The sequence below is a fragment of the Geosporobacter subterraneus DSM 17957 genome (genome assembly GCF_900142145.1).
Classification (GTDB): domain Bacteria; phylum Bacillota; class Clostridia; order Peptostreptococcales; family Thermotaleaceae; genus Geosporobacter; species Geosporobacter subterraneus.
Genome location: NZ_FQZV01000008.1, coordinates 22,630 through 38,424 on the forward strand (window position 1 = coordinate 22,630; position 15,795 = coordinate 38,424).

The following is a 15,795-nucleotide window of genomic DNA, read 5'->3' on the forward strand; positions in this document are numbered from 1 at the left end:
CTCATTTTATACTAAAGGAAACTGACTTCAAGTTTTATAAGCTATTTTACTGTCGTTCCATATAACCTGCTCAACACCGTCAATCCTATTAACATCATCAAAAAAGTCTTTCATTTCAAAATCCTTGCAAACCTTCACCGCAAAATGTATCTCTATTAGATTTTGTGTTTCCAATATAATAGTCGGTTCTAATACATCCTCTTTCTCGCATTCAACATCATCGGAGTTTCTGAAAATCTGAATATCTTTAATAATAATATTATAGCTTCCGAATACCTGACCAATATCTCCAATCAGGCCTAATCTTTCTCTGCATTGTATAATCAATACCTTGTATTTCTTTGTAAAGATTTTTTTCTCAAATACACCAAGGCTCATTAATGAAAAAAGAACTATGCCAGCAGTAGTTAATCCGCCAAGGTAGTATCCTCCGCCGATAGCAAGTCCTATCCCGCCGCATACCCATATACTGGCCGCTGTTGTCAATCCTCTGATACTATTTCCCGTTCTTAGGATCGTTCCTGCGCCTAAAAACCCAATACCACTGACAACCTGTGCTGCCAACCGGGCAGGATCTCCGGTGGCTGGCAAATTATTGAATCCATGGGTAGATATAAGCATAATTAAGGCTGAACCTAAGGTCACTAAAATATGCGTTCGGAGTCCTGCCGGTCTATTATTTGCTTCTCTCTCTATGCCGATTAATCCTCCAATAATCGCGGAGAGAATTAACCTTAATATGAGTTCATAGGTAGTGATCATCTTAAGCCCCCTTTACAATACATCATTACAAAATTTTTGGTTTCCAAAATTCTGTCTAAGGCGCAATTCTAAAACCGACCCAATAATAATGGACGAGATTTCCTTTCTTAGAGAATATGTAATGCACGTGCTTCAAATCCTATTCCCATCTGATCTCCAATCCTATATATCGTCTTCCCGGTTGGATTGTTTTCACTGATCTCCATACCCACTCCGAAAAAATCTACTCCGTACTCATGGTTTTGACCCATGAATACGCTTTTTTCTACCTTAACAACAAAATCATTTTTCCCTACGATGACCCCTTCAGGTCTGATCACTACGCGAACCTCCTGTCCTGCTTCAAAGGATTTATTTGCAGTTGTACTATATTCTACTCCGTGAATATCTACGATGACCGAATCCCCATTCTTGCCTTTGATCCGTCCATCCAATATATTGGCCCTGCCAATGAAATTGGCTACAAATTCATTTATGGGACGTTGATATATTTCCTGAGGACTTCCCTGCTGTTCTATTATACCATTATTCATGATAATCACTTTATCCGACATTGCCATAGCCTCTTCCTGATCGTGTGTTACATATATAGAGGTTATACCTACATTCTGTTGTATTTTCCTTATTTCGTCCCTCATGTGAATCCTTAGCTTAGCATCTAGATTTGAAAGGGGTTCATCAAAGAGCAGTACCCCCGGTTCCATAACCAATGCCCTTGCAAGGGAGACTCTTTGCTGTTGTCCACCGGACATCTGAGCAGGTACCCTTTCCGAAAAATCCTCCATTTTCATCATTTTCAGGATTCGTTCTACCCTTTCTTTGATCTCAGTTTTTGGCCGTTTTAGTATTTTTAGGCCATAGGCAATATTATCAAATACATTCATATGGGGAAACAGTGCATAGTTCTGGAAAACCATAGCCGTATCTCTCTTGTCAGGGGTCTTATTGGCAACATTTTCTTCACCAATATAAACATTCCCACTGGTAGGCATCTCAAAACCGGCTATCATCCTCAAAGTAGTCGTTTTGCCGCAGCCAGAAGGCCCTAACATGGTAGCAAATTCGCCGGGTTCGATTTTTAAGTTTATATCATTTACAGCAACAACCTTATCTCTGCCAGAAGTAATAAAGGTCTTATTTAAATTCTCAAGATGAACTTGTTTCGGTGATTTCATGCTATCCTCTCCTATCCTTCTATATCACTGATATCAATACCTAGTTTTGACAAAATAAACTGCATTGTCCATACAACTACTGCGACGATCAAAATCAAAATCGTAGAATAAGCTGATGCAACGCCTATTTTTCCTACATCGATCTGGTTCATAATCGCTGCTGTGAGCAGATTGTATCTGGCTGAAACAAGGAATATAACCGTACTAACCAAAGTCATACTTCGAACGAAAGTATATACTAGGCCACTGAAAAATGCCGGCCGAATCATGGGGATGGTTACAGAAGTAAATACCTTTGAGCTGGAAGCCCCCAGCACGTTTGCAGCTTCTTCAATAGAGGGATCAATTTGCTGCAGGGCTGCAATCCCAGCCCGGATACCAATAGGCATGCTTCGCATCACAAAGGCAATAATCAAAATAGTAGCTGTTCCCGTAAGTACTAAGGGCTTAGTATTATAGGACAGCACATAACCAAGTCCTATAACGGTACCAGGTATGGCTAAGGCAAGCATTGTAGTCATTTCTACAAAGCTCTTTCCAAGGAACTTTTTTCTTACGATCAGGAACGCAATAATCATAGCCAGGATACCGCTTATAGGTGTTGCCATTAAGGATAAGAATGTGGTATCTTTTATAGGCTTCATCCCCAAATTGATCACATACTTAAAGTGATTTAAAGAGAAAGAGTAATCGGCTCCCCATAATTTGATAAATGCACCAATAGGAACCAGTATATACATGAGCCCGACGAATACACTTAGCCCCAGTACGATGATATATACCGGTCTCGTTATCTCAGGGCTGTCAATAAGCTCTCTGGCTCTTGATGCCTTACCGGTAACAGTAACATAAGACTTTTTCCCTACATAATATTTTTGAACCATGAATATGGTTGTGGAAATCATTAATAAGATTATCGCTAATGCGGTACCCCCGCCAATATCATAGTTGCCAATACCCTGCAGGTAAATTTGTACTGCTAAAGTAGTATAGTTCCCACCTATAACCATTGGATTGCCAAAGTCGGCAATGGATTGAATAAAAACCAGTAAGAATGCATTAGCTAGGCCAGGCACCATTAGTGGCAGTGTAATGGATCTGAATACCTCTCCTCTTGAAGCGCCCAAGTCTCTGGCTGCCTCTTCAACCGAGGGGTCAATACTCTTTAATAAGCCTACCAGGAGAAGATAGGCAACTGGAAAAAAGGTTAAGGTTTGAACCAGTATCAATCCGTTTAGCCCATACACGTTGGCTTCTCTCATTCCTAGAATGCCTCTAGTGATAAACCCGTTTCTTCCGAATAATAAAATGGTAGATAAGGCTATCACAAAAGGAGGCGAAACCATTGGCAAAATCGCTATTGCATTAAAGATTTTTTTATTTGGTATTTTTAGATAGGCGGAAGCATAGGCGAACAAAAAACCGATTGCAGTAGAGATCACACTGACAATGAGACCAAGATAAACTGTATTCCACAATATCTCCTTCGTAGAGGATAATCTAAAGATTTCCTTATAATGATATAATGATAGGGTATTTTTATAATATAGGCTCTCTTTTAGGATAATAATGAGAGGATATAATATGAACAAAAATACAATGGCGATAACCCCAAGAATCGTAACCATTAAAATAGGATCTCGCATATTTTTCTTAATATAATCTATTTCAGTCTTCAATCTTAGTTTTCTATCAGATGTTTTTAGTACCATTACTATCTCCCTTCCTCCCACAGACTATGATATTAAAGAATCCATGTAGCAACTACATGGATTCTTTAATATTTAATAGGAGCTTCTGTCTTGATTTACTCTGTTGGTGGCTGTGTTTTTGTTACCTCGTTAAATTTCTCAACTAAATTCTTTCTATTTTTACCTGCCCAATCAAAATCGTAATCAATCAGTTTTGTATCCTTCAATACCATTGCTTCTTCTGGCGGTATTGCATCAGGATTCGTCAAAAATTGGAAAGATCCAACAGTGCTTCCTAATTCTTGTGCTTCCTTTGTAAGTGCCCAATCCACAAACATTTGTGCTGCTTCTTGGTCTGGACCATTAGCGAGTATAGCAACACCACCGATTTCGTAACCAGTACCCTCGGCAGGCGCTGAAATAACGATATCTTTAAAACCTTCCAAACGGTATTTGATAGCATCATGAAGGAATGTAATACCAATTGGAATTTCCTTTAGTCCTACCATTCTGCCAGGGGCTGTACCGGATTTTGTATATTGGCGAATTTGACCATTAAGCTTTTGCATATATTCGAAGCCTGCTTCTTCACCCTTTAGCTGAACGATTGTAGCTAGCATCGTATATGCTGTTCCTGATGACCCTGGGTGAGCCGTTACAATTTGTCCTTTGAACTCCGGCTTTAAAAGATCATCCCAAGACTTTGGGATTTCTAAGCCTTTCTCTTCGAACCATTCCTTATCACAGACGAAACCAAGATATCCAGAGTAGATACCTGTCCAGTAACCATCGGGATCCTTATATTTGTCCGGGAATTTTTCTGCATTTGGAGATTTGTATGGTACAAGCAGTCCTTCTTCCATAGAAGCGATATATGCATCCACTGGACCGCCGAACCATACACTGGCTGTCATATTGTCCTTTTCAGCACGAATTCTAGCCAGTGTTTCACCACTACTCATACGAACAAACTCTGTCTTTACACCGGTTTGCTTTTCAAACTCTTTCGTTGCTGCTATTGCATGATCTTCCATTAATCCCGCATAAATAGTTAATTTGAGGTCCTTCTTCTCTGGAGCTGCATCTGTAGATCCCGCCGGACTTTTCGCCGGACTGCATGCTGATAACATCAAGGCCATCATTAGAATAACAGTAAGTAATATACTTGGCTTTCTAGACATCCCCATTCCTCCTTGTTTGATTACACTTTTTCAAATTTGCTTAGGGTATGATATTGAGAAAGTGCATATTTTTATTTCAATTTAATTTTACTAGATCCAACAGGTTGAAAGCGATACCATCTATTTGCCACTTTAAGTGGCAAAAAAAGAGTATCTCCAATAATAAAGATACTCTTCTAAAATCACATCGTTACAATATGAGGTCTAATATCCATTTGGTTATAAATCCCATGACTGCAAAATCCGAGTCCCCAAATGTCGCTCGAACGTATCCAAGACCCGATAATATGGGAATTAGAAAGTAGGGTAAGAAAGTAATTAAGAATCCGTGAACCAAGCAGGCTGCCACTAGCCCCTTTTTCCTGCCAATTTTGTATGCGATTACACCAGCCGCCCCCCCTGAAAAAAAATGGGTTACAATTCCGGGAATGATAATCGTATACTGGTTGGATTGAATGACTAAAAGCAGCATGGCTGACAAGCCGCCGGCTAAACTAAATAAAAATCCAAAAATAGATGCAATCGGTGCATAGGGAAATAATATAGGGCAATCTAGTGCCGGGATTCCATTGGGAACAATCTTTTCACTGATTCCCTGAAAGGCCGGTACAATCTCCGATAACAGCATTCGAACTCCCATAAGTATAATATATACTCCTGCTGCAAACCAGATGGCCTGCATAACAGCGATAACAAAAGGAGGACGGGCCAGAAACAGCTCTCCCATGGTTTCACGGCCTACGAAAAATCCTGCTAATAAAAATAGTACAAACATGAAGAGTGTGGTAGATAAAATATGATCCTGAAAAAGCACTTGAAATCTCTTCAAATTTCGGGGAGATGCCTCCTTTTCTTCTATATTTTCGGATTGGAAAAAAGAAGCGACTAAACCTGCAATTACAAAGCCAAAGCTATTAAAATGTCCGACTGCAACCGAATTATTATTTGTTATTCTTCGAACAAAAGGCTGTGCAATAGCAGGTCCTATTGACATGGCACTGGCCAATAGGAGCGAACCCAGAAATATTACTTTCCACTTGCTTAAAGATGATACTGCCAGTACGGCGGCTAGCATAGAAGCCATAAATAACATATGGTGACCGGTTAAGAAAACATATTTCAATGGGCTCCATCTTGCGATGCATAGATGGGCAACCATTCCAAACAGCATAATCCACGCTATATAATTGCCATAATTAATCTGTGCCAGCGCAACAATAATCTCATTGTGGGGGATAATACCAATTACTTGAAAACCTCTCTGTATCAATAAAGAGAGATTCCCTAGAGACACGCCTGCAGCGGAGGCACCAATTTGAATGAGAATATAACCCAGAATGGTTTTTATAGTTCCCTGGATTACTCTTTCAAGAGCTTGCCTTTGCAGAATAAGCCCCACCCATGCAATCATTCCAAGCACAAATGCCGGTTCTCCAAGTACGCCCCTGCTGATTCCATCTAAAAAATTCATCTTATCCCCTCTTTTTCCGTCAACCAACTCTGAATGGTTTCGCTGTTGAGCAGCTGCTGCTTGATGTACTGGCGGTTTACAATGTCCTCCAGTCGAATGATCTCAATTAAGCTATGCTCTGGAAGACAGTCAATAACTTGTTTTGCTCCTATAATCAAATCGGTTTCATAGAAATTTGCTGAACCTACATCAGCATGTTCTACTTTCACATTCAAGTTATTTTCCATAATGAATTTTTCCAGATAACCTCTCATGGCCAAGCTTGTCCCCAGGCCACTGGTACATACAACCAGTATCTTTTTCATATGCATCGTAAAGATCCCTCTCTTCGTTCAAACCATTCGTAAATCTCTTCAGTTTGATGAGTATTCTTTAATAGGGTCAAAAAAGATTCATCATTGAGCGCATCAATTAAAAGAGCCAGCGCTTCAACATGCTTTTCATTATCTTCAGCCGCAAGGGTTATCATCAGCCATACGGGTACTCCTACTTCCTTCGACACAAAGGCTCGCTTAAAGGTTGTCAGGCTAAATCCCGTACCCCAAACTCCCGTTTCATTCGCTGCATGAGGGAAAATGACACCTTCTGTAATAACAAAATGGTGGTTTGGATTTCTTAACATTTGAATCAATTTGTCTTCATATTCAATGCCAACGATACCTCTTTTCTTTAAGGATCCTGTACCAAGTCGAATCATCTCCTCCACTGTGGCGGGTGTGTCTGCCTGCAATTGTATAGCTTCCTTAGGCAGCAGCTGGGTAAGTTTCCATGGCTCACCATTATCCTGTGAATAAAGGTGGGTACCTTCAAAAAACTGGATAAGGTCTCTTGTTAGTGCACTACGATTCTTTATATCTGCATTTCTCTCGATCAGTTTCATTATTTCATGGATCTTACGATGTACATGTGGTTCTCTGCCACCCTTTTGAACAGTCAAGCCCAGTAGAGATATAACCCGTTTTTCATCTTCTTCCATTAGAAGAGGGGATACCTTAAGCCAAGTAATTGGCAGATTAAAATAGATATCAATGGTGGAAATAATCAGATCCACATCTTCGATAGTTAAATCCTTTAAATCTTTATAAGAACATTTTTTTACAATATTTATCTCCGGATCAATATCCAAAAGTCTTCTTTGTAAAATATTAACCGTTCCCAGTCCTGAACTGCATACAATAGCAACGCGCTTTTTCGGTGCTGACGGTAATGGCTGTTGTATGCCGGCCCCAATGTGCATGGCAATATAACTGACCTCCTGCTCATCAAACTGTATTCCCTTCGGTGCCAGAATAATATTTGTAATGTCCACAATTGTATCCAGCAGCAAACGATAATTTTTTTGCAGTTCAGAAAAAAGTGGATTATAAATCTTTATACCATATTTTGCACGATATATGGCAGGCTTCAAGTGCATTGCCAGGCTTTCTATAATCTGGTCACTGGCTAACAGCGGCATTTCAAAGGTTTTTTCTGCCTCTATAACAATCTGTTTAGCAAGAATCAGGCACGCCTCATCTTCCTGGTCTTTCTGATACTCCTTTTGAGCTGTTAATATATGCTGTGTGATATAACCGATTTCTGATAAAGGCATATGAATCTGAAAATAAGGTTCTATTCGCAACTTAACTACCTTTTCTGCTACTTTAAACTCTTCTGTCTGACTAAGTTCATTTAGGAGCACTTCATCCATGGCCATAAAATACTCTTTCATCAATCTTTCCATGGATAAATACATATGTAAAATAAGTGCAACATAACCGTTATCTGAGAAAGTAATGGATAGGATTTGCTCTAACTCTGAAACAACCTCAAACAAATAATGCATGTCCTTAGGCTGGAACCATTCTTTCCATTGGAGTATATTCATAATTTTTGATTCTTCATTTAATAGATAGTCCAGAATTTTCTCTCCTGGAGTTTCTTCCTTCAGTAAATACAGATAAGCTTTTCGCTTATAAAACTCCCTTCCCAAAACCTTAACCTTTCCCTTTTCTCGCACAAGCTTGAGGTGCTGTTGTTTAAACCAACTCTTTAGTTCATTTAAATCTCCTACCAAGGTTTTATTGCTAATTTTGAATACTTCCAGGAGTTCTTCAAAGTTTATTTCCGTGTTTTCCAATAGTGCCTTTGCAATTTCTTTAGCACGACTTTCAGGGGACAAGTATTCTGTATCTAGATCTAAGAAACTATGCAGCTGTTCTAACTGATCACTGCTTAGCTCTAACTTCAAACCATGCTTCCGGTGACGAATAAAAAGAATTTCTTTTCTTTTTAAACTAGACTCCAGCGTAAGAATATCATGGCGTATTGTTCTATGGGAAACGTCATATTGCTTTGCCAGCTGTTCTACCGTTATAAAATCCTGATATTGAACTAATTGTTCCAGTATTTTTCTTTGTCTGCTAGAAATCATAGATACCACCTCTGCCGGAAAGTTCTTATTATAATTATAGCATACTATTCTCTTATGGATTTCTACAATTTGCTACATGAAAAGGCAGTCACTCCCATAATGTGACGGCCTTTAAGGGCTTGTCTGTTCAAATATCCTGCTGCCATAACTTATGTATCATATATTGGCACAATAAGCCTAGGTACATTAATTTCCCTTTTCTGACGATAACCCCACCAAACTGCCGGTCAATCCTAATCCTATGCTTAATAAGATTATTAGAGCAGCCAGTTTCCTTGCGAACGCGGCAAAGGGCGGCAATGGTATAAAGGGCAATGGACCCGCCATTTGAGCATATATCTGATTTAGTACTAAATGAGACATGGATGCTGCTACTAGTCCGCCAGATAAAGTCAACAGTATTCCTACAATTAAAAAGGGCAGCCCAATAAAGCTTTCAGGAGCACCCAGCAATCTTAAGGTGTTTATTTGCTCTCTATTATTGTAAATCTCCAGACGAATCATATGTGAAACAATCACCAATGTAGAAATGCCCACCGCAACTGCAGCCAAATATCCTGAAAACTCCAGTACCCTCGACAGGCTTCGCAGGCGTTCTAAAATCTCTTGGTTATCCCGAACATAGGCTACATCCTGCGTAGAAGTTAGTTTTTCCAATATGGAGGTAATTTGTTCCAGATGAATTTTTACCTCTATGAAAGGATTAAATGGGTTATCTTCAAAGAATTCCAATACACGGGCTTCTTCTCCAAGGATTTCTTCCATCCTTGCATAGGCTTCCTTTTCATCAACCAACCTTACCTCTCGTACGCCTTCTATACTCCCGATACCCTTAATTAAATCCTGTAAGTCAGCTGCATTAAGGCTTTCGTCAAAATAGACGTTGATCTCAGCCTCTCCCTGAATGACCTCTATCACATCTATACTGATCCACCATCCGGCAACCACCATGGCCAGAATAAAGAAAATAAGTCCTGTACTAATCAGAGAGACCATGTTCGACAACAGGTTTAATCGAACAATTGTTTTTGCTTCTCTAAAAAAATAACCTATATTATGTAAAAGATTTGTCATTTTAAACGCTTCCCAGCCTTTCCCAGCATATACTTCCTGTTTCCATCTGAAGCAGCTTTCCCTCTGTACTGCTGTCTATCAAATGTGTTGCATGAGTCGTGATTATGATCGCCGTCTTTTCGTCCTTAAGAGAAGTTAATAGGTCCATGATATTTAACGCATTTTCTACATCCAGGTTCCCTGTTGGCTCATCGGCCAGTATGAGAGCAGGCTTTCTGGCTATTGCTCTAGCAATGGCTACCCGTTGGGTTTCTCCCCATGACAGGTTTTCAACATAGGCTAGAGATTTGTGCTCCAGTCCCACCTTCGCTAATGCAATACAGGCATCTTCATAAATCTGCTTCGTGGGAAGGCCCAGAAAGCGCATGCCCATTACAACATTTTCTAAGGCAGTTCTACCCTTGATCAACTTGAATTCTTGAAAAACCGGCCCCATCTGCATTCGCAGCTGCCGGATCACTGCAGCCTGATCTTTTGACATTGTCTGCCCCAATACCTGCAGGGAACCGCTGCTAGGGTACTCAATACCCATTAACAGCTTTAAAAAGCTGGTCTTTCCAGAACCGCTTGGACCAGTTATATACACGATTTCACCAGGTTCTATCCTCAGACTGATATTTGTTAAAGCCGTCGTACCGTCAGGATATCTCAAACTTACATCCTTTGCTTCAATCATGATAAGTCGCCTCCAAGAAAATGTATTAAAAAATGATAGGTATAACCTTTAAAGTGAGCTTCTCTTCCAGGATTTCTACAGCGTGCAAAATATTCTTGCCAATTAGGGGCTTTAGATCTAATATTAAATGAATATCCCGAAATAATGCTTCTAGTGCTCCAGCCTCCAAGGGCATTCCAAAAAATGTACCTTCTTCGACTGCAAATTCAATTCTGTTTCCCGCAAGAATTGCAAAATTCCCTATTAGAAGCAGATTTTTTTCGGGTATTGTCATTTCAATCTTTCCAGGCAGAAATCGAAATGTCATCTCTGGAAGGCGGGGATTGGCCTTGATAATATCATTGAAGGTTTTCTCATCTATGGTTCCTGTAATGTTCATAAAAGTAATGGTTGTTTTTAATGCATCTGAGGGTATATTCCCTTCTTCAACCACCTTCACAAACTCCTCTGCAACGGTTTCAAAAAAGCCTCCCAGCTCTTTGAATAGTTTTTGGAGGTTTGTCAGATATTCCTGGTAATAGGCTCTTTTCCCGGCTAAAGATGCGAGATAGCTCTCTTGACTTTCTATTAATTGTTCTTTCTTCTCCAATGCTACCCTTAACTCCTGTTGTTTTCCTTCTATGAACAGCATTTTTTCCGACAACCTCACCTTTTCCGCCGACAGCTTCCCTTTGCTTTCCTCCAAGGAAGTCAAAAGCTCACCGGTATTTCGTGTTAGGTCCCGAAAAGTGTTTATTCTTCTTAGAAAAACTGATAGATTATCGGATTCCAAAAGAATCTCAAGGAAAGATCCAGGTCCCTTTCTCTGATAGCTCTTTAATACCTGCTCCAGTACATCCCTTTTTCTTTCAAAGGCTGCCTCCTCCACTGCAATCGTATCTTCAAGGTTTTTTACTTCTTGATATATGGCTTTGATCTCCTGTCCGATTTCCCCTTCTCTTCTCTTCATTTCCTCAATTTCCTGTGCTAGGAGAAAAAGGGTTTGTAAAACCTCCCGTTCCTCTTCAGAGATACCCTTCAGGTTTTGCTGTATCTCATCAAACGGATCTTCCTGTCCTGTTGCTATGTCGAAAAAACAAATCATAGAGAGCAAGGAAACAATGACACAGGATACCGCAAACAGTTTTATTCTTTTAGTCTTAGGCATGAAGCAAATCTCCCCCTCTTAGCCAAGATGTCTCCTGTAGATTTTCAAAACATGAAACTTAGCTTTTTCGTTAGCCCATATCCTTTTCTGTTCACCGCTTCTATTGCTTTCCCTTCCTTTGCTGCCCTTGCTGCTGATATCACCGCAAATCCCAGCTGCATGCAGTTTGATCTTGAATCTATGATTTCAATCCTAGCTTCCGGATGTTTTTCTAAGATCATTTCTTTTACCAATTCACCGGTTGCTAGGGTCCCGCTCATTTCAGAAGATAAAAAGATACAGCATAAATCATCACCTTTTTCCACTACCTTCAGCATGGCATCATATAATTCCCCCACAGCGGGCTGAGAGGAAGTTGGAATCCCCTTTAAAGCCATTTTGCTGTAAAAGCTGTCATTATCAATATCCATCTCTCTAATGCTTTCATCTTCAAAGGCAATATTCAAGGATACCATTCGGATATCCAGTTCTTCTCTGATTTGCTCTTTTAAATAGCTGGTACTATCGGTTAATATTTTCACTGCCATTTCTTTCGTCCTCCTTTGTCGGATTTTAATCCTCTGATAGAAAATATGGAGAAAAATTTTTCATATACCCATTATAAACTGAATCCATAGGCCTTGTAATTAGAATATTAATAAATTTTACAATTGTGGTAATAGAAATCTATTGAAAATAAGTTTTCACTCATTTAAAACACTTTCTTATATCACCTCGATAATCCGGCAATATTCTCGATAAAGTTTTTTCAATCTTATTGGAAAATTTCTGCTTTTATAGAAAGATAATTGACAGAAAAAGAATAGAAGGATAAAATCTAAAAGGTTATACTAAAATAATTCCTGAAGGATTGAACACAATTTATAATAAAGGAAGAGGAAAAAATGGCTGATGAAATCTTAAGCTTTATTGATGAAGTTCGTAGAAGAAGAACCTTTGCGATCATTTCCCATCCAGATGCAGGGAAAACAACCCTAACGGAAAAGCTGCTGCTCTACGGCGGGGCTATTCGTTTGGCGGGATCTGTCAAATCAAGAAGGGCACAAAATCATGCAGTATCCGACTGGATGGAAATTGAAAAACAGAGAGGGATCTCGGTAACCTCCAGTGTACTTCAATTCGATTATAATGGTTATTGCATCAACATCTTGGATACACCTGGCCATCAGGATTTCAGCGAGGACACCTATAGAACCTTAATGGCTGCTGACAGTGCTGTTATGGTGATTGACTGCTCTAAAGGGGTTGAAGATCAAACGAAGAAATTGTTCCATGTTTGTAAGATGAGGGGAATTCCAATCTTTACATTTATCAACAAGCTGGATCGTGCTGGAAAGGATCCTTTCGAACTTTTGGAGGATATCGAACAAGTTCTTGGTATTCGTTCTTACCCAATGAACTGGCCTATTGGCACCGATAGAAATTTTAAAGGGGTTTTTAACCGACAGAAAAAGCAAATCGAGCTTTTCAATGACGGCAATCATGGGCAATCTATAGCCAAGGCCGTTATTGGTGATATTTCAGATGTTAAATTTAGAGATTTACTTGGCGAAGATCTCCATCGAAAACTGATAGATGATATCGATTTATTAGACATGGCGGGAGATGACTTTAACCTGGATCAAATACTCAATGGAGAACTAACACCGGTATTCTTTGGAAGTGCCCTGACGAATTTTGGTGTAGAGCCTTTCTTAGAGTCCTTTTTAAACATTACCACACCTCCACAGCCCCGTTCCAGTAATATCGGTAACGTAAATCCCGAATCAGATAACTTTTCAGGCTTTATTTTTAAAATACAGGCCAACATGAATCCTACCCATAGAGATAGGATTGCTTTTCTAAGAATCTGCTCCGGTAAGTTTGAGAAAGGTATGACTGTAAATCACGTACAGGAAAACAAGAAAGTAAGATTAGCCCAGCCCCAGCAATTTCTTGCCCAGGATCGTGTTGTTGTAGAGACAGCTTACCCGGGAGACATTATCGGAATTCATGATCCCGGAATCTTTAAAATTGGCGATACCTTATGTCAGGATCAGACAAAATTACAGTATGAAGGCATTCCCGTATTCGCGCCGGAACATTTTGCAAAAGTCTTTACGAAAAATTCCCTTAAGCGTAAGCAGTTTATAAAAGGAATTACTCAGCTTGCAGAGGAAGGTACCATTCAGGTTTACAAGCGACCGGATATTGGTGTGGAAGAATTGATTGTAGGAGTGGTTGGTGCCCTGCAGTTCGAAGTTTTAGAGTATAGGCTCAAGCATGAATACGGTGTGGACATTATAATGGAGAGACTTCCTTATCGATACATCCGTTGGGTTGAAATAGATCATTTTGATCCAAAAACCTTTAGCATTACTATGGATACTATGATTGTAGAAGATGAGGATGGTCACCCTGTACTGCTGTTTCAAAACGAATGGTCTATTCAACAGGTAAAAGACCGTAATAAACAGGCTCAGTTAAAGGAAATCTCTTTAAGAAAATAAATAACTAAAAAGTGCAAAAAACCAACTACAAAAAAATCCCTTCTCAAAGGTCCTATTGACCGCAGTGGGATCTTTTTGTTTACTGGGTAGGCTTTATAGTAGAATCAAGATTATTTCTCAATCATTGTTTAACCTTCACTGTCTAGGCGTTTACAAAACTGGTTAATGAGTTCATCAAGCTCTTTGCTGATGATTAATATTCGAGGGTCTTTGAGGTCGGGGTCTTGAATGATTAGTTGATTCATATGGTCCCTCAGCTTTTCGATTTTACAGGAAATTTCCTCAAAGTTATTCATTGTATAACCTCTCAATTCATATTTAACTATTAATAATAGTATTATATACCTGAACCAATTCCGTTTCAACAGAAAAATCTACAAAATATTAGCATAAATAACATTTTTTTCTAATAGAGGATAATCGCTCCTTTTATAGAATAACACATATAGCGGAGCGGAAAGAATTGTAAAATTTTTTACAGAGATGGGAGTGGATACATGAGTATTAATACCCTATCCATAGAAAATGATCTAAGATTACTCTGTATTCAGATGATTGATCTTCTTACCAAAATGAAAGAGAATGGTATTATAAGCGAAGATGAATATCAAGAGCACATTCGACTAAAAAGAATGTTTATCCAAGATCATTTTGGAATGTATGTTTAAAAATAAGGGCAGAGAATTAATTCTGCCCCTATTTTTAGACATGAGTTATCGTTATGGTCTGACTGTTATAACTAAAGCAGCCTTATACTTTGAATAGATCAGATAAAAGATACCTAATCTTTTAAAGCAATTTATGGAGGTGGATCAGTATGAAAACCGCACTAATTCGTATCACAAGGTTATTTGCAGGTCTTTTGTGTTATGCCGTGGGCATCGTGATGACAATAAACGCCGCTCTTGGTCTAGCCCCTTGGGATGTTTTCCATCAGGGCCTTTCAAAGACCTTAGGCATTACAATGGGACAGGCAAGCATAGGGGTAGGCTTTATCCTTATTATTGTAGACAGTTTATTAGGAGAAAGATTAGGTTGGGGGACAGTGGGAAACATGTTTTTTATTGGTTACTTTATGGATATATTGATGCTAAACTATCTCATACCTGTTTTTGAAGGTTGGATTCCTCGATTATTTATGCTGATTTTAGGAATGTTTGTAATCGGGATCGCCAGCATTTTCTATATAGGTGCAGGTCTGGGCTCTGGTCCAAGAGATGGCCTTATGGTGGCACTCACTAAAAAAACCGGCAAATCGGTAAGATTTATTCGAAATGCCATTGAAATCAGTGTTCTAACTGCAGGATATCTATTGGGGGGCTTTATTGGGTTTGGCACTTTGATTACAGCCCTGGCAATCGGCTATATTGTACAGTTTACATTTAAGCTGTTTCATTTTGATGTGGCTGAGATTCAACACCGATTTATTGATGATGACGTAAATCTCCTGCGAAAGCTTCTTTATAAGAACAAAGAACATGCGGAGGTTGAAGAATAAATGGCCCGCTTGGAGTGCGGGCCATTTATTTCTACTTGTTTTTTCTCTTCTTGTTTTCAGGACCTTTTTCAGGATCTACGATTTCTTGTCTTTCTCTTGCTCTATTGACATCAGTCAGTTTAGGATTGTATAGCTCATCTCTTACTGCTTCATCTTTTTTCTTTTTCATAATATTTCACCTCTAAAATATTATGCCTACTTCCTATAATTTTATTCTT

General features: G+C 39.2%; 15 protein-coding genes. 2 read left to right on the top strand and 13 right to left on the bottom strand.

Annotation, left to right across the window (positions count from 1 at the left end; genetic code table 11):
• Positions 1 to 27: 27 nt before the first annotated feature.
• The 11 genes from BUB56_RS03490 to BUB56_RS03540 form a co-directional block, all read right to left on the bottom strand.
• Positions 28 to 762 carry an MgtC/SapB family protein gene (locus BUB56_RS03490; RefSeq protein ID WP_110939996.1) on the bottom strand — a complete coding sequence of 245 codons (735 nt, stop codon included), beginning with the start codon at positions 760 to 762 and terminating at the stop codon, positions 28 to 30.
• 107 nt (positions 763 to 869) lie between these two features.
• On the bottom strand, positions 870 to 1,937 hold the full coding sequence (locus BUB56_RS03495) for an ABC transporter ATP-binding protein (RefSeq protein ID WP_110939997.1): 1,068 nt from the start codon (positions 1,935 to 1,937) through the stop codon (positions 870 to 872).
• Positions 1,938 to 1,948: 11 nt separating this feature from the next.
• Positions 1,949 to 3,649, bottom strand: a complete 1,701-nt coding sequence (locus BUB56_RS03500) for an ABC transporter permease (protein ID WP_110939998.1) — start codon at positions 3,647 to 3,649, stop codon at positions 1,949 to 1,951.
• Positions 3,650 to 3,744: 95 nt separating this feature from the next.
• Positions 3,745 to 4,809, bottom strand: a complete 1,065-nt coding sequence (locus BUB56_RS03505; protein ID WP_110939999.1) for an ABC transporter substrate-binding protein — start codon at positions 4,807 to 4,809, stop codon at positions 3,745 to 3,747.
• A 190-nt stretch (positions 4,810 to 4,999) separates the two neighbouring features.
• Complete coding sequence (locus tag BUB56_RS03510; protein WP_110940000.1) at positions 5,000 to 6,280, bottom strand: PTS ascorbate transporter subunit IIC; 1,281 nt, start codon at positions 6,278 to 6,280, stop codon at positions 5,000 to 5,002.
• Positions 6,277 to 6,591, bottom strand: a complete 315-nt coding sequence (locus tag BUB56_RS03515; protein ID WP_110940001.1) for a PTS sugar transporter subunit IIB — start codon at positions 6,589 to 6,591, stop codon at positions 6,277 to 6,279. Before BUB56_RS03515 ends, BUB56_RS03510 begins: the two co-directional genes overlap by 4 nt.
• Entirely contained in the window at positions 6,582 to 8,693 is a 2,112-nt protein-coding gene (locus BUB56_RS03520; protein ID WP_110940002.1) for a BglG family transcription antiterminator, read from the bottom strand. The genes BUB56_RS03515 and BUB56_RS03520 overlap by 10 nt, the downstream gene beginning before the upstream one ends.
• A gap of 186 nt (positions 8,694 to 8,879) precedes the next feature.
• On the bottom strand, positions 8,880 to 9,767 hold the full coding sequence (locus BUB56_RS03525) for a cell division protein FtsX (protein WP_110940003.1): 888 nt from the start codon (positions 9,765 to 9,767) through the stop codon (positions 8,880 to 8,882).
• Between the two features lies 1 nt (position 9,768).
• Positions 9,769 to 10,443, bottom strand: a complete 675-nt coding sequence (locus BUB56_RS03530) for a cell division ATP-binding protein FtsE (RefSeq protein WP_110940004.1) — start codon at positions 10,441 to 10,443, stop codon at positions 9,769 to 9,771.
• A gap of 25 nt (positions 10,444 to 10,468) precedes the next feature.
• Positions 10,469 to 11,590, bottom strand: a complete 1,122-nt coding sequence (locus BUB56_RS03535) for a coiled-coil domain-containing protein (protein ID WP_110940005.1) — start codon at positions 11,588 to 11,590, stop codon at positions 10,469 to 10,471.
• 44 nt (positions 11,591 to 11,634) lie between these two features.
• The gene (locus tag BUB56_RS03540) at positions 11,635 to 12,117 is read right to left on the bottom strand and encodes a DegV family protein (protein ID WP_110940006.1); all 483 of its coding nucleotides are present in this window, start codon (positions 12,115 to 12,117) and stop codon (positions 11,635 to 11,637) included.
• 357 nt (positions 12,118 to 12,474) lie between these two features.
• On the opposite strand from BUB56_RS03540, the gene BUB56_RS03545 reads away from it, so the two are divergent.
• A complete protein-coding gene (locus BUB56_RS03545; protein ID WP_110940007.1) occupies positions 12,475 to 14,079 on the top strand; it encodes a peptide chain release factor 3 in 1,605 nt (534 codons plus the stop codon).
• Between the two features lie 128 nt (positions 14,080 to 14,207).
• On the opposite strand, the gene BUB56_RS03550 is transcribed toward BUB56_RS03545, so the two are convergent.
• The gene (locus tag BUB56_RS03550) at positions 14,208 to 14,375 is read right to left on the bottom strand and encodes an aspartyl-phosphate phosphatase Spo0E family protein (protein WP_110940008.1); all 168 of its coding nucleotides are present in this window, start codon (positions 14,373 to 14,375) and stop codon (positions 14,208 to 14,210) included.
• Between the two features lie 521 nt (positions 14,376 to 14,896).
• On the opposite strand from BUB56_RS03550, the gene BUB56_RS03555 reads away from it, so the two are divergent.
• On the top strand, positions 14,897 to 15,577 hold the full coding sequence (locus tag BUB56_RS03555) for a YczE/YyaS/YitT family protein (protein WP_110940009.1): 681 nt from the start codon (positions 14,897 to 14,899) through the stop codon (positions 15,575 to 15,577).
• A gap of 31 nt (positions 15,578 to 15,608) precedes the next feature.
• Here BUB56_RS03555 and BUB56_RS19310 read toward each other — a convergent pair whose 3' ends face one another.
• Positions 15,609 to 15,746, bottom strand: a complete 138-nt coding sequence (locus BUB56_RS19310) for a hypothetical protein (RefSeq protein WP_190014141.1) — start codon at positions 15,744 to 15,746, stop codon at positions 15,609 to 15,611.
• Between the last annotated feature and the right edge of the window lie 49 nt (positions 15,747 to 15,795).